This is a genomic window from Idiomarina rhizosphaerae, from assembly GCF_024159085.1.
Lineage (GTDB): Bacteria > Pseudomonadota > Gammaproteobacteria > Enterobacterales > Alteromonadaceae > Idiomarina > Idiomarina rhizosphaerae.
Genome location: NZ_JAMZDE010000006.1, coordinates 407,396 through 420,478 on the forward strand (window position 1 = coordinate 407,396; position 13,083 = coordinate 420,478).

Genomic DNA, 13,083 nt, shown 5'->3' on the forward strand with positions numbered 1-13,083 from the left:
AGACCTCTTTATGACTCCTTTCCATAGCCCCAACGGCTGACTAAACGCTGCTCAAGGCCAAGATGATCCAAGATTCTGGCCACCATAAAATCGATTAAATCATCAATACTTTCTGGTTGATGATAGAAGCCCGGCGCTGCCGGCATTATCGTTACGCCCTGCTGACTGAGTTGCAGCATGTTCTGTAAGTGGATTGTCGAAAGCGGAGACTCTCTCGGAACTAAAATTAATTGTCCGCGCTCCTTCAGTACGACATCGGCGGCACGCTCGATCAACGTATTACTACTGCCATGCGCAATTGACGACAAGGTACTGGTTGAGCAGGGACAAACCACCATTTTTGCGGGCGCCGCTGAACCTGAAGCCACCGGCGAAAACCATTCTTCTTTGCCGTAAACTTTGAGTTGTTCAGCATCAACAGAAAAGTGTTCACACAGCATTGCCGCAGCTTTGTCAGGAGCAGCCGGAATTTGCATACCCTGCTCCGTTGCCATAACGACCCGGGCAGCACTGGAAATGAGCAGCAGCACCTGTTGATCCTGATCAAGCAAACATTGTAACAAACGCAGCGCATAAGGGGCACCCGAGGCACCCGTTATTGCAACAGTGATTCTATTGTCTGTTCTCATTACTCAGTTCCTGTCTCATCAAGTTGTTGCAAGGCTTTAAGAAAGCGCTGGTGCAAACCATCGAAGCTGCCATTACTCATAATAAGTACGGCGTCTCCGGTTCTGACTTCGGCTAGCAACCCTGCCAGTAAGTCGTCGGTCGACTTAAACACATGCGCCTTGGGCATTTTTTCGGTCAATTGCCATTGTAGCCCTTCGGGCTGCAACACGAATACATCGTCTGCGTCTTCTAATGACTGAACCAAAGTATCGCTGTGAACGCCCATTTTCATGGTATTAGAGCGCGGTTCAAGTACCGCAATAATACGACTGTCAGGCTGATGCTGCCGCAAACCGGATACGGTTGTCTTAATCGCGCTGGGGTGGTGAGCAAAATCATCAAAGACTTTTACGCCGCGGTGCTCACCTAATAACTCCATACGTCGCTTGGGACTTTTAAAACGGACTAGCGCCTGCGCACTCTGCTCAGCTTTTATGCCAACATGGGCGGCGGCGATAATGGCCATCATGGCATTATTAACGTTATGAGTACCCAATACGTTCCAACTAACCTGCGCAATGCATTTGCCCTGGTAATGCACTTCGAACTCCGTACCGTCAGCTTTAAGCAATTTAGCCTGCCATTCACCCTGTTCACCCATACGTACCACCGGACTCCAGCAGCCTTGCTTCAACACCTCTTCCAGTGCTTTATCACCACCGGGTAGAATCACCTGACCGGTGTCGGGAACAACCCGTAGCAAATGCGCAAACTGTCGTTGAATAGCCGCTAAATCAGGGAAAATGTCTGCATGATCAAATTCCAGATTATTCAGAATTAACGTATCCGGTGCGTAATGAACAAACTTGGACCGTTTATCAAAAAACGCCGTATCGTACTCATCGGCTTCAATCACAAAAAAGTTCGAATCAGTTAAACGTGCACTGACCGGAAAGTTCCCCGGTACACCACCAATCATAAAGCCGGGATCAAAGCCGTTATCTTCTAAAATCCAGGCCAGCATACTCGCGGTAGTGGTCTTGCCGTGAGTTCCGGCAACCGCCAATACCCAGTGCTGCGTTAATACGTTGTCGTGCAGCCATTGCGCGCCAGACACATAGGGAATGCGCTCCCGTAAAACCGCCTCTATTTCATCGTTACCACGGCTTAACGCGTTGCCGATAATCACTATGTCGGGGCGCGGCTTTAAATTGGTATGCGAGTAGCCCTGCATTAATTCAATACCGAGATTTTCCAATTGCGTGCTCATGGGCGGATAGACCTTAGCATCAGACCCGGTTACCCGATGGCCAAGTTGCTGTGCAATGGCGGCCACGCCTCCCATAAAAGTTCCGCAAATCCCAACAATATGAATGTGCATGTGCTCTCTAAATCCGTTCGTTTTAAAAATACCGAAAGTGTACCACCGTACTCACTGACAAGCAGGATTTTTACCAAAAAATAAGGTATCATTTGCGCTCTCTGAACAAACATTTGTTAGCACCCAATAACCAGAGCTGCAGGAACTTTCATGAAACGTTTATTACCAACACTGAGAGCGGATCAAACCAGCGAATCGCTTATCTCTGTTATTAACACCATTCAAATTGCAGCCAAGGAAATTTCTTTCCGTCTGCACCAGGGCGCATTAGCCGGTGTATTAGGCTCAACTCTGGACGAAAACATTCAGGGCGAAACGCAAAAGAAGCTCGATGTTGTCGCCAATCAGCTGTTAAAAACTCTGTTGCTTGAGTCACCTAACGTCCATGCTGTTGCCTCTGAAGAAGAAGATTCCATTGTCGAGAGCCCAAATTCAGGGCATTACCTGGTGGCATTTGACCCACTCGACGGCAGCTCTAACATCGACATAAACGGTGGTGTGGGTACTATTTTCTCTATTCTGCGTAAGCCTGAGGGCGAAGAGACCAGCGAAAACATGTTCTTGCAACCGGGTAAAGCTCAGGTTGCTGCCGGTTATGTCTTGTATGGTCCGGCAACGATGCTGGTTATGACGACCGGTAAAGCGGTGCGAATTTACACGCTGGATCAGACCGTTGGTGAATTCTTGTTGACCCACGAGAAAGCGGAAATCCCGAAAGACACCAAAGAGTTTGCCATTAATATGTCAAACCGTCGTCACTGGGCTGACCCTATCCGCGCTTACATTAACGACTTGCTGGAAGGCGAAGAAGGCCCGCGCGGCAAGAACTTTAATATGCGCTGGAATGCAGCGATGGTCTCTGATGTGCACCGTGTTATTTCGCGTGGCGGTTTATTTACCTACCCCTGGGATGCCCGTAAGCCGGAAAAACCCTTTAAGCTGCGCCTTTTATACGAAGCCGCGCCTATGGCTATGTTGGTGGAAAAAGCCGGCGGGAAAGCCACCGACGGTTACAGCCGTTTAATGGAAATTGTACCAGAGCATATTCACCAACGCGTCTCGGTGGTTATGGGGTCTGCCAATGAGGTAGATGTGTGCATGGATTACCATAAGCAACATCCAAAACCCTATTAGACTGATGTCGATATTGCGCGCCTATTGCGTGAGTGGCCCGAGCCGCTATAATCGCGCAGTACCTTTTATTATTTCATTACTACTTATTTTATTACTACAGCAGGAAGTACTATGAGCTTAGGAAACGTAACGGCTGGCGCGAACATGCCAGAAGAAGTTAACGTCATTATCGAGATTCCGGCAAACGCCGATCCGATTAAATACGAAGTTGATAAAGACACCGGTACATTATGGGTTGACCGTTTTATGGCGACCGCTATGTTTTATCCGGCGAACTACGGTTTTGTTAACCAGACCCTGTCTCTGGATGGTGACCCGGTAGACGTACTCGTCCCGACTCCGTACCCGCTGCAAGCTGGCTCTGTTATTAAATGCCGCCCGGTTGGCGTGTTAAAAATGACTGACGAGTCAGGCGAAGATGCGAAAGTTATCGCGGTTCCGGTTAGCAAGCTGACCAAAGAATACGATCACATCAATGACGTTGATGACCTGCCTGAGTTGTTAAAAGCACAAATCACTCACTTCTTCGAGCGTTACAAAGAGCTGGAAAAAGGTAAGTGGGTTAAAGTTGACGGTTGGGGTGATGCCGCTGCAGCAAAAGAAGAAATTGTGTCTTCTTTTGAACGTGCGAAAAAATCGTAATTTAAAGTGGTCAGCAGCACCAACGTAATGAATGCCGTCAATATAGAAAAACTGAGTTTTTCCTGGGCGGGACAAAAACCAACTCTGGATATTCCTGCCTGGCAGGTAAAACAGGGTGAAGCGGTGCTGCTGCGCGGCCCCAGCGGTAGTGGTAAATCAACGTTACTATCGCTGCTGGCCGGCATTAATACACCGGAACAGGGTCGGTTAGACCTGTTTGATACTGCATTTTCCAGTTTGTCCGGCAGACAACGAGACCGTTATCGCGCCGACAATATTGGCTATATATTTCAGCAATTTAATTTGCTGCCCTATTTATCCGCCTTAGAAAACGCCTTACTCGCCTGTCAGTTCTCGAAAAAGCGCAGACAACGTTTGGCAGAGCAGGGAACATCGGCAGAAGCGACTGCGTTGGAAATGCTAAAGCGCTTAGGTTTATCCTCAGAACAAATTCAGCAACAGGCTCATACCCTAAGCGTTGGTCAACAACAACGCGTTGCAGCTGCCAGAGCCTTACTGGGAGCACCGAAACTGCTGATAGCGGATGAACCAACCTCGGCGCTGGATGCTGAGCACCGGGATACCTTTATTCAACTATTACTCGAGCTGAGTAGCCAAAATAACACCACGGTTATTTTTGTGACTCATGACGCCGCTTTGTCTTCCTATTTTGATAAACACGTCGAGCTTAACGAACTTAATCAGGCGGGGGCTAAACCATGATCCGCCTGGCCATGAAAAGCTTGCTGAACCGACGCGCGAGCGTACTTTTAACTGTTATAGCTATTGCTGTCAGTGTCACCCTATTACTGGCAGTGGAGCGTGTCCGTGACCAAGTGCAAAGTCATTTTGCCAATACAGTTTCTGGTACGGACTTAATTATTGGCGCCAGAACCGGACAGACACAGTTGTTGCTGTCTTCGGTATTTCATATTGGCAGCATGACCAACAATATGAGCTGGGAAAGCTTTGCCGATATTAGCAGCCGCCCTGAAGTCAGTTGGGCCGTGCCAATTTCACTGGGTGACAGTGTTCAGGGGTTGCCGGTTGTAGCGACAACCAATGCGTATTTTGAGCACTTTAAATATGCTGATAAGCAGCCTTTAGAGTTTTCACAAGGCCAACCTTTTGCCTCAGATAAAGACGTTGTATTAGGAGCTGATGCAGCCGAGAAGCTATCAAAAGCTCTTGGCGACGATATTATTATTGCCCACGGCAGCGGCGGCATTAGCTTTAGCGAACACGATGAGCATCCATTGACTGTTACTGGTGTTCTGCAGCGCACGGGAACCCCGGTTGATCAAGCGGTGCTGGTAACCTTGCACAGCCTGGAGATGATTCACAGCGGTGGGGCCGGGCACGACGAAGAACATAACCACAACCATGAACACGAACATAACGATGCTCATGCCGACGAGCACGAGCATCATGGCGAAGCCCCGGCTGAAAGTATCAGTGCCGCATTACTTGGCTTAAAGGCCAAGCCTCTGGCTTTGCGCCTACAACGTCAAATCAACACCTATGACAAAGAGCCTTTAACCGCTCTGCTACCGGGTATGACGCTGCAGCAACTATGGAAAACCTTAAGAGTATTCGAGCAGGCTTTAACCGCCATCTCGGCTATGGTGGTGCTGATTGGTCTGCTGGGTATGCTGACCATTATGCTTGCCAGCTTAAGGGAACGCCGTCGCGAAATGGCGGTCTTAAGAGCCGTGGGCGCAGGTCCGGGAACAATATTCGGCTTATTACTCAGTGAAGCCCTGCTACTTACCGTGGTCGGCGCTTTCTCTGGCTTACTCTTGCTATATGGCCTGCAATGGTCGTTGGCCGGCGTTATCCAGTCGCAGACAGGGTTAATCTTTACCAGCTCATGGCCCAGCATTAGTGAGTGGTGGCGCATAGTACTCGTGATTGGTGCCGGCTTTATGTTAAGTTTAATTCCCGCATGGCGTGCGTATCGCCAATCTCTTGCAGACGGACTTACGGTGAAAATATGAAGAAGTTATTTGCGGTTGCACTCTTAATGCTAACCCTTCCCGCATTCGCGGCTGCTGAAAAAATTGGCTGGAAGGATCTCATCCCTGAAGGATTTACTCCGCCTCCGGTCAAGCCTCAGTCATATTATGATGCCAATCCTGACGAAGACAAGCAGGTTAGCCTGGACGCGCCTGTAGTTAAATCTCTGGATGGTAAGAAAGTGCGTATCCCTGGCTACGTTGTGCAACTGGAAGGCAACGCCGATAACGTCACTGAATTTTTACTGGTGCCTTATTTTGGTGCGTGCATTCACGTTCCGCCACCACCGCCCAACCAGATTATTCACGTTGAATACCCGGAAGGTGTTCCCTACGAAAACACTTATGATGCCGTTTGGATAGAAGGCACCATTAAGGTAGAACGCAAAGAGGGTGACCTCGCCGTTGTAGGCTATCAGATGAAAGCTGATAGCGTAGAAGTCTATAACTAAGAATAACTCATTTGCTTTTGTAACAAGCAAATTAACTGGTCAGCGGGCATTGGTTTAGCAAAGAAAAAACCTTGCCCCTCAGTGCAGTCCAACCCTAAAAAGTAGTCCAGTTGTGACTGCTCTTCGATACCTTCAGCCAGCACTTTTAAACCTAAACGACGAGCCATGTCGACAATAGTCTCTATGATGATCTTGCCGCTCTTCTCATCTGAATTATTCACAAAAGTTTTGTCTATTTTAATTCGATCCAGAGGCAGTTTTTGTAAGTAACTGAGTGATGAAAAGCCGACGCCGAAATCATCAATTGCCACCTGAATTCCCTGCTGCTTCAAACGCCTTAAAATATCTGCAACCAGATCAGGGTCTTCCATCACAATACTTTCTGTAATTTCCAGCTCAATTCGCTTCGGATCAATTCCCCACTGTTCTATTTGCTTTTCGACTAGCTCAGGGAAGTCGCGCTTTCGAAATTGTGGTACTGAAACATTTACCGCTACCCGAAGCTGGGGTAACCCAATTTCATCGAAAGCATTAATTTGACGACAGGCTTCTTCAATAACCCAGGAGCCTATTTCTACAATCAACCCTGAATATTCAGCTAAAGGAATGAACTCTGCAGGAGAAATAAAAGAACCGTCGCTTTGAGGCCAGCGTAGAAGAGCTTCTACACCTACCACTTTTTTCGTTCTTAGCTCAACTTGCGGCTGATACCAAACCTGCAGTTTTCTATTGGCAAAATCGGCGCGCAGCCGGCGAACCAGATGAAGTCGGCGTTGGGTGTCTTGTTCCATCGACGGTTCATAATAGTTGTAGCGGTCAAAAGAGTTATTTTTCGCATTTTTTAAAGCGATATAAACTTGCTTCAACAACCCTTTGCCATTAACACTCTCAGGGTTTGCCGCTGAAGCAAAGCCACAGGTTACCCGCAGCGGTATGTAATGCTCTCCGGCTCTAAAAGGTAAGGCAAAAAGCTCGCTGAAGGCATTAGGAGTGACAATATTAACAGGACCATAAATGCCAAATACGTCGGCAGAAATACGCGAAACAAAGACTTTATCGCCAAGCTGATCTGTCAAACGAAGCGCCACAGCACGCAGCAGTAAATTTCCCACATCCTGACCTAGTCCATCGTTAACATCAGAAAAGTGGTCAATGTCGATGACAGCAATCATTTTGTCCTTGTCCGGCTTTTCCGACAGCTCTTGAAGACACCGTGTAAATTCGGCCCGATTCGGGATACCGGTTAAAGGATCAAGGTACGCCGCAGTCTGCAATTCTTCGAATAAATTCGCGTTTTCGAAACCAACCGCAATATTGGCTAAAAAGACTTCCAGCAATTCCTGGTCATACTCAGCGACAATATTCTTTGTCTCTATGTAGGCCGCCGCCTGATGTGCCTGTCCATCAATAAAGAAAACCGTGGCCGTGTCTGTATGAATATGGCGCTGTTCATTCAGGCATTTTCTGACATTTCTTTCTATTTCATCAGAATTAAGAGTGGATAGGCTCTTATTAATACTATCCGCAAAGTGACCGGCAGCTCCGAGTACCAGAATATCGTTGTCTTTATGGGGCGCTCTGGCACCAACTATCCCTTCGGCACGCAAACCAAGCAAGGAGGCTATTTGCGTGACCACCCCTTCAGAAAAGTTAACAATGGAGTGCTTTTCCATTAAGTTGGAAGCCGAGTGAATGATCTTGCGTAATCCCCGACGATTTTCGTTAATGGTACAAAGTTGCTGATACGAGCGAACAGCGGAAAATACAGTGGTTAAAAGACGGCTTCTTGTGAGTTCTGTTTTTGTCTTGTAGTCGTTAATATCATAGTTTTTTACAACGCTTTCTTCGGGAGCATAACCCGGTTGTCCCGTTCGCAGAACAATCCGGATCTCGTCATTGCCTAACTGCTCTCTAATAGCCTGAGCCACTTTTAAACCGGCGTCATCGGTTTCCATCACAACATCAAGCAATACCATGGCAATGTCGTCATGTTCTGTCAGGCGATCAAGCGCTTCACTACCACTATACGCATGGAAGAATTCCAACTGGCGACCACTAATAATAACATCAGCAAGTGCCATTTTAGTGACCGCATGAATTTCCTGATCATCATCGACAATCAGAATTTTCCAGAAGCCCTTACTGTATTCTGTCGGAGTTACTTCATCGTCGTCGTGAAGAAACAGTGGTTCATCTTGACTACTGACCATGCGTTGAGGCCATCCATTTATAAGAAGTTACAAACATATAACAATTTAGCTTATATGCTGAACGACCTGCAAGCTTTGAATAGTCTAATTAATCGATTAAAAGTGAACTTCGACTCCAACAAATGGGCCTTTAAAGGTCACATCTGAATAAATATTATCAACATCATCCAGTTCTATCACCGAATGGCGATAACCTGCATTAAGGCTTACATCGACAGCTAAATTATCAACTAAACGATACTCGACGCCAATTTGCGCATCCTGAACTTTACTGTCTTTCACGCTAAGCGCACTAGCATCAGCAAAGAAGGTCCAGTCGGTAGCCGGTATTCCCACTCGCGCTGCTACATAGGCTGTAGGCACAACAACGGAAAAGTCCTGGCGGCCAATAGTATCGCTACCGAGTACCCACAAACTGCCGTCGAAATCCATAGCATTGACGCCAATATCAAATGAGACTAAATCATTATCGAAAATTTCGTAGTAAAAAATGTAATCTCTATGACTAAAGTCATTTTTCCCGTAGTCACTGGTAACTTCCAAACTATTTTCCCGTACTTTAATATTTGGGATGAATGGAACCGGGTGCTCCAATGCAATGTAATAACTGCTTTGGTTTTCATCCTCGAAATTAGGTTCTATTACGTTAGAAGCAAAAGCATACTCGCCTTCACTGTCGGCATCCCAGAATTGTCCACCGGCATAAACACCAAAAACTGTATCAGCCAGCGCACTGGCAGGAGCAACCGCTAACGCAACGGCTAACACTAATGTCTTTTTATACATAACTCTTCCTATTAGATGTCGGATTCTCTATTTCTTCACTAGAAATTGAATGGTTTGTTTGGAGCCTGACTCAAAATGTAAGGTCAGAGAAAAGCTTTCTTTGGCTTCAAGCGGAGATTTCAAGCCAAATAACATAAAGTGATACCCTCCTGGTTGAAACTTAATTGTTTCACCCGGAGCAATAGAGAGTGATTTAACCTCTTCCATTTTCATCACGTCGCCCGACATTGTGTGTCGATGTATTTCGGCTACTTTAGTGACGTCTGAGCTGATACGAGTAATTTCGACAGGGGCATCATTCAGGTTTTCAAGTGTGGCATAAGCGGCACCATTTTCGGTTCCAGGTATAGTCGCACGAGCCCAGGCATCGTCAATTTTTAATGTCTCGGCGGCGACTATAACCGGTAACAAACTCAATACAGCAATTATTGTTTTAAACATAGCCTAAGCCTTATTGGATTTAACTTAGGCTTTATATTACACGTGATTAACCCGTTCTAGAAACCTTTGGTTTGCGAAATATAAAGTAAAGAACCAGAACACAAAGAATCAGCGGCCAAAAGAAGCCTATTCCACTGAGGATTAGCGCAATAAATGCTGCACCAGCGCCTAAGAGCACGCTGCCGAATACCGTGACCACCACAAAAAATACTAAGCCAACAAAAAATAAGCTGATCAATAAAGTAACTGACAACTCAATCACCGAGCCAAGAGCCATCCCGAACACTGAAAATATCTCTTCAGCGAAAAAGAACAAACCAATAACAGATAAAACCAATAACCAGCCAAAGCTACGATTCGACATGACAATAACTCCAATAGTGAGCAATTTAACTATACTTCCTTCTTTTAGTTACAACTACCATGCCAACTATTTATCTTATATATTTCAAATAGTTAAAATTTAAAACCTAAACCTGAAATAAAAAAACCGCCAATAATTGGCGGTTTTTACTAATATTAGCTCTCGGAGGCAATTAGAATTTATATTCAACTTCCGAGTAGAAATAGCCGCCGTTGAAGCCGATAGGCGAGTTAGTTAATGGGTACTTAAAAATACCATTAAACTGATTGCCTTCTGAGCGCTCGTCAGGATACTCGTTGAACAGGTTTTGAGCTCCCACTCTAACTGCCAGAGCATCGTTCCACTGATAACTAACGGTCACGTCTGTTATCCAGTTAGGACCGTAAGTCTCGGTTCCACTGCTGTAACCAATGGCATAGTTACCAAAATAACTGAACTGGACATTGCTGGTCCATTTGCCCTTAGTATGGGTTAAACCAATTGACCCTGAATGATCAGGAGTGGAGCGCGTCATACGTATTTGCTCATCACTATCAAACAAAACATCGTCCAGTCCGTCCAGCAATTGCGGAAGGTTAATAGAGTCTATCTCAGTATTATTATAACCGTAAGCTAACTGCGTTTTCAGATCACCGTAGTCGCCAATATCGAAGGTTTTACTGGCTACAATATCTATGCCTTTGGTCGTTGTATCAACGGCATTAAGGAAAAAGCGCGCATTTTCCGCTGATGTATTAGCAAGCGCTTCTTCCACAGCCGGAGAGTCTCCCGGAGCTACATCGCCGGATAAAATTATCCGATCCTCAATTTCGATTTGGAAGGCGTCAATGGTGATTGCCAGACCATCATAACCATTCCAGACCATGCCCAGGCTAACGCTTTCAGATTCTTCGGGTTGAAGAGCACCAATACCCAGAGCCTGTGTTACCGGACTAATATTATTAAAAGTTCCGGACTGTTCAGGCTCCAGTCCGTTGCCGCGATCAACAAACAGAGTAGAGATATTGCTAAAGTACAATTGTTGTACGCTAGGCGCTCTGAAGCCAGTATTAATAGCACCACGTACCGCAATTCTGTCGGTTAAATCATAACGACTGGAAAGTTTCCAACTAGTGTTATTACCGAAGTCTGAGTAATCTTCATATCGGACCGCAGCGCCCCACATAAAGTCAGTTGTGAGCTGGTTTTCTGCTTCAACATAAACACCCACATTATTGCGCGACTCATCTACCTCCGAATCAGGAGAAAATCCAGTAAAGCCCTGACTGCCACCGGGTCGATCTTCGTAGCCGCCGTTAATATAGGATGCTTCTTCACCGGCAATAACTTCATAAGAATTCTTGCGGTAGCTGATACCCATAGCCAGGGAAATTTCTGAATTATTCGCAAATGGAATAAAGCGTTGAGCGTCTAAGGTAACGTTGGATTCACTATTTTCCAGCGTACCTGCATCAAAAGAAGTAGGCGTAAGCTCAGGACCTAAAGACGCATTTAATGAGTTCTCAACGTTATACTGAAACTTACTGAAGCCATAGCCACCGCTAAAATCTAACGTCCATTCGCCGACTAACCATTCGTAGCCAGCATAAATTGAATGGTCATTAACGTCGGGGGCTAAAATAGGTAAAAAGCCATCCGGATACAATTCAGTTAATGTATTACTTTGAAGAGCCCGGCGATAAAATGCACCTGATTCAGAAGTGCGATCACTGATCCCACCGAACGCATAGAAATTACCTTCACCTATAGCGATATCGAGGTTAGCGAACAACGCAGCATTTTCGTACTCCGCATCACCGACATGGAAACTCTGTCTGTCGAAGGTCTCTTCTCTTGGATCGGGATCGCCATTTGGCAGTTCTGGGTATTGTTGGCGCGGATCGAGCCCTGCACGGTTGGTTCTGTTTTTATGATGTAACTCACCAGACAGTGTTAGCGCACCGTCGTTACCAATAGCAAAGCCTGAGCTGGCAGACAGTTTCCATTGCTCGCCATCACCTTTATAGGTTTGACCACCTTGTATACTGGCGTTGCCGCCGCTGTCGTTGTCTTTCAAAACGATATTGATAACACCAGCGATGGCATCTGAACCATATAAAGCCGCCGCGCCGTCCCGCAAGACTTCAATACGTTTTATTGCCGCCATAGGAATAGCATTCAAATCGACGTTCGAGCTGCCTCTTCCTGTTGTTCCGCTTAAATGAACTAAGGCTGACTTGTGACGTCTTTTACCATTAATGAGTACTAATGTGTGATCCGGAGACAGACCTCTTAAAGAGGCTGGACGAACTGCGTCTGTCCCGTCTGTCACGGACGATGCGGGAAAGTTAAAGCTGGGTACCGCGTACTGAAGTGCTTTAGCGGTTTCAGTAATACCTGTCGCGGCTAAGTCCTCTCCACTAATGATGTCCACTGGTGCAGCACCGTCTGTTGCTGTTCGCATTGATAATCGGGAACCTACAACCTGAATCACTTCCTCCACGTCTTGCGCAGAATCTTGTTGCGCTGACGCAACTGGCGTAATGAAAAATGAGCTCGCCAAAGCAAGCGTAATAGCATTGAAACGTTTCATACTGCTCTCCCTTATAATTATTACAGTGAATATAGCAGTAAATTAGCAGTTTGGTTCAGTCTGGAAAGCAATTAGGTATAAGCAAACGTTATAGTAGCCTGATGCTCCTGCATCAGGTGAGGTGGTTGGAGATAAACGCGGTTGGGCGGAGTATTCAGTGACTTTGCCGGAGTACGTGGCGTACATCCACATCTCACCTGACGTGAACGTCAGGCTACGGAGCAGACATAAAAAAAGCCCCCAGCGTGAGCTGAGGGCTGTTTTATTGGTAGTCTGGACAAGGTTTCGCAGAGCTCAACCTGTTCAGCGGGGTAAAGCCAAATGGTTGGCTTTACCAGGAACCCGCTTCACCCTACTCTCGCCGTAGCTCCACACCAGAAATAAAAAACCCCAGCCGGTTTGGCTGGGGTTATTTATTTGTAGTCTGGCGGTGACCTACTCTCGCATGGGGAAACCCCACACTACCATCGGCGCTGG

Annotated in this window: 12 protein-coding genes; 5 read left to right on the forward strand and 7 right to left on the reverse strand. The window is 46.5% G+C overall.

The annotated features are described in order from the left end of the window. Positions 1-8: 8 nt before the first annotated feature. Both NJR55_RS07535 and mpl read right to left on the reverse strand, forming a co-directional pair. Positions 9-629 (reverse strand): flavin prenyltransferase UbiX, encoded by a 621-nt coding sequence (locus NJR55_RS07535; RefSeq protein ID WP_253619219.1) that lies wholly within the window; start codon positions 627-629, stop codon positions 9-11. Next, positions 629-1,990 (reverse strand): UDP-N-acetylmuramate:L-alanyl-gamma-D-glutamyl-meso-diaminopimelate ligase, encoded by a 1,362-nt coding sequence (mpl, locus tag NJR55_RS07540; RefSeq protein WP_253619220.1) that lies wholly within the window; start codon positions 1,988-1,990, stop codon positions 629-631. The genes NJR55_RS07535 and mpl overlap by 1 nt, the downstream gene beginning before the upstream one ends. Positions 1,991-2,140: 150 nt before the next feature. Between mpl and NJR55_RS07545 the strand changes: the two genes are divergently transcribed. The 5 genes from NJR55_RS07545 (at position 2,141) to NJR55_RS07565 (ending at position 6,233) form a co-directional block, all read left to right on the forward strand. Then, positions 2,141-3,124 carry a class 1 fructose-bisphosphatase gene (locus NJR55_RS07545; protein ID WP_253619221.1) on the forward strand — a complete coding sequence of 328 codons (984 nt, stop codon included), beginning with the start codon at positions 2,141-2,143 and terminating at the stop codon, positions 3,122-3,124. 111 nt (positions 3,125-3,235) lie between these two features. Beyond that, positions 3,236-3,766, forward strand: coding sequence for an inorganic diphosphatase (ppa, locus tag NJR55_RS07550; RefSeq protein WP_011235490.1), 531 nt, complete (start codon positions 3,236-3,238; stop codon positions 3,764-3,766). Positions 3,767-3,793: 27 nt separating this feature from the next. After that, entirely contained in the window at positions 3,794-4,489 is a 696-nt protein-coding gene (locus NJR55_RS07555; RefSeq protein WP_253619222.1) for an ABC transporter ATP-binding protein, read from the forward strand. Further along, complete coding sequence (locus NJR55_RS07560; RefSeq protein WP_253619223.1) at positions 4,486-5,763, forward strand: ABC transporter permease; 1,278 nt, start codon at positions 4,486-4,488, stop codon at positions 5,761-5,763. The genes NJR55_RS07555 and NJR55_RS07560 overlap by 4 nt, the downstream gene beginning before the upstream one ends. Further along, entirely contained in the window at positions 5,760-6,233 is a 474-nt protein-coding gene (locus NJR55_RS07565) for a DUF3299 domain-containing protein (RefSeq protein ID WP_253619225.1), read from the forward strand. Before NJR55_RS07560 ends, NJR55_RS07565 begins: the two co-directional genes overlap by 4 nt. Here the strand turns inward: NJR55_RS07565 and NJR55_RS07570 are convergent. From NJR55_RS07570 to NJR55_RS07590, 5 genes are all read right to left on the reverse strand, one after another. Beyond that, entirely contained in the window at positions 6,230-8,443 is a 2,214-nt protein-coding gene (locus NJR55_RS07570; protein WP_253619227.1) for a bifunctional diguanylate cyclase/phosphodiesterase, read from the reverse strand. The genes NJR55_RS07565 and NJR55_RS07570 overlap by 4 nt on opposite strands. Positions 8,444-8,539: 96 nt before the next feature. Next, positions 8,540-9,229 carry a TIGR04219 family outer membrane beta-barrel protein gene (locus NJR55_RS07575; RefSeq protein ID WP_253619229.1) on the reverse strand — a complete coding sequence of 230 codons (690 nt, stop codon included), beginning with the start codon at positions 9,227-9,229 and terminating at the stop codon, positions 8,540-8,542. A gap of 27 nt (positions 9,230-9,256) precedes the next feature. Next, positions 9,257-9,670 carry a copper chaperone PCu(A)C gene (locus tag NJR55_RS07580; RefSeq protein WP_253619231.1) on the reverse strand — a complete coding sequence of 138 codons (414 nt, stop codon included), beginning with the start codon at positions 9,668-9,670 and terminating at the stop codon, positions 9,257-9,259. Positions 9,671-9,716: 46 nt separating this feature from the next. Beyond that, the gene (locus tag NJR55_RS07585) at positions 9,717-10,034 is read right to left on the reverse strand and encodes a hypothetical protein (protein ID WP_011235497.1); all 318 of its coding nucleotides are present in this window, start codon (positions 10,032-10,034) and stop codon (positions 9,717-9,719) included. 172 nt (positions 10,035-10,206) lie between these two features. Continuing rightward, positions 10,207-12,606, reverse strand: a complete 2,400-nt coding sequence (locus NJR55_RS07590) for a TonB-dependent receptor plug domain-containing protein (RefSeq protein WP_253619233.1) — start codon at positions 12,604-12,606, stop codon at positions 10,207-10,209. Positions 12,607-13,083 lie beyond the last annotated feature (477 nt).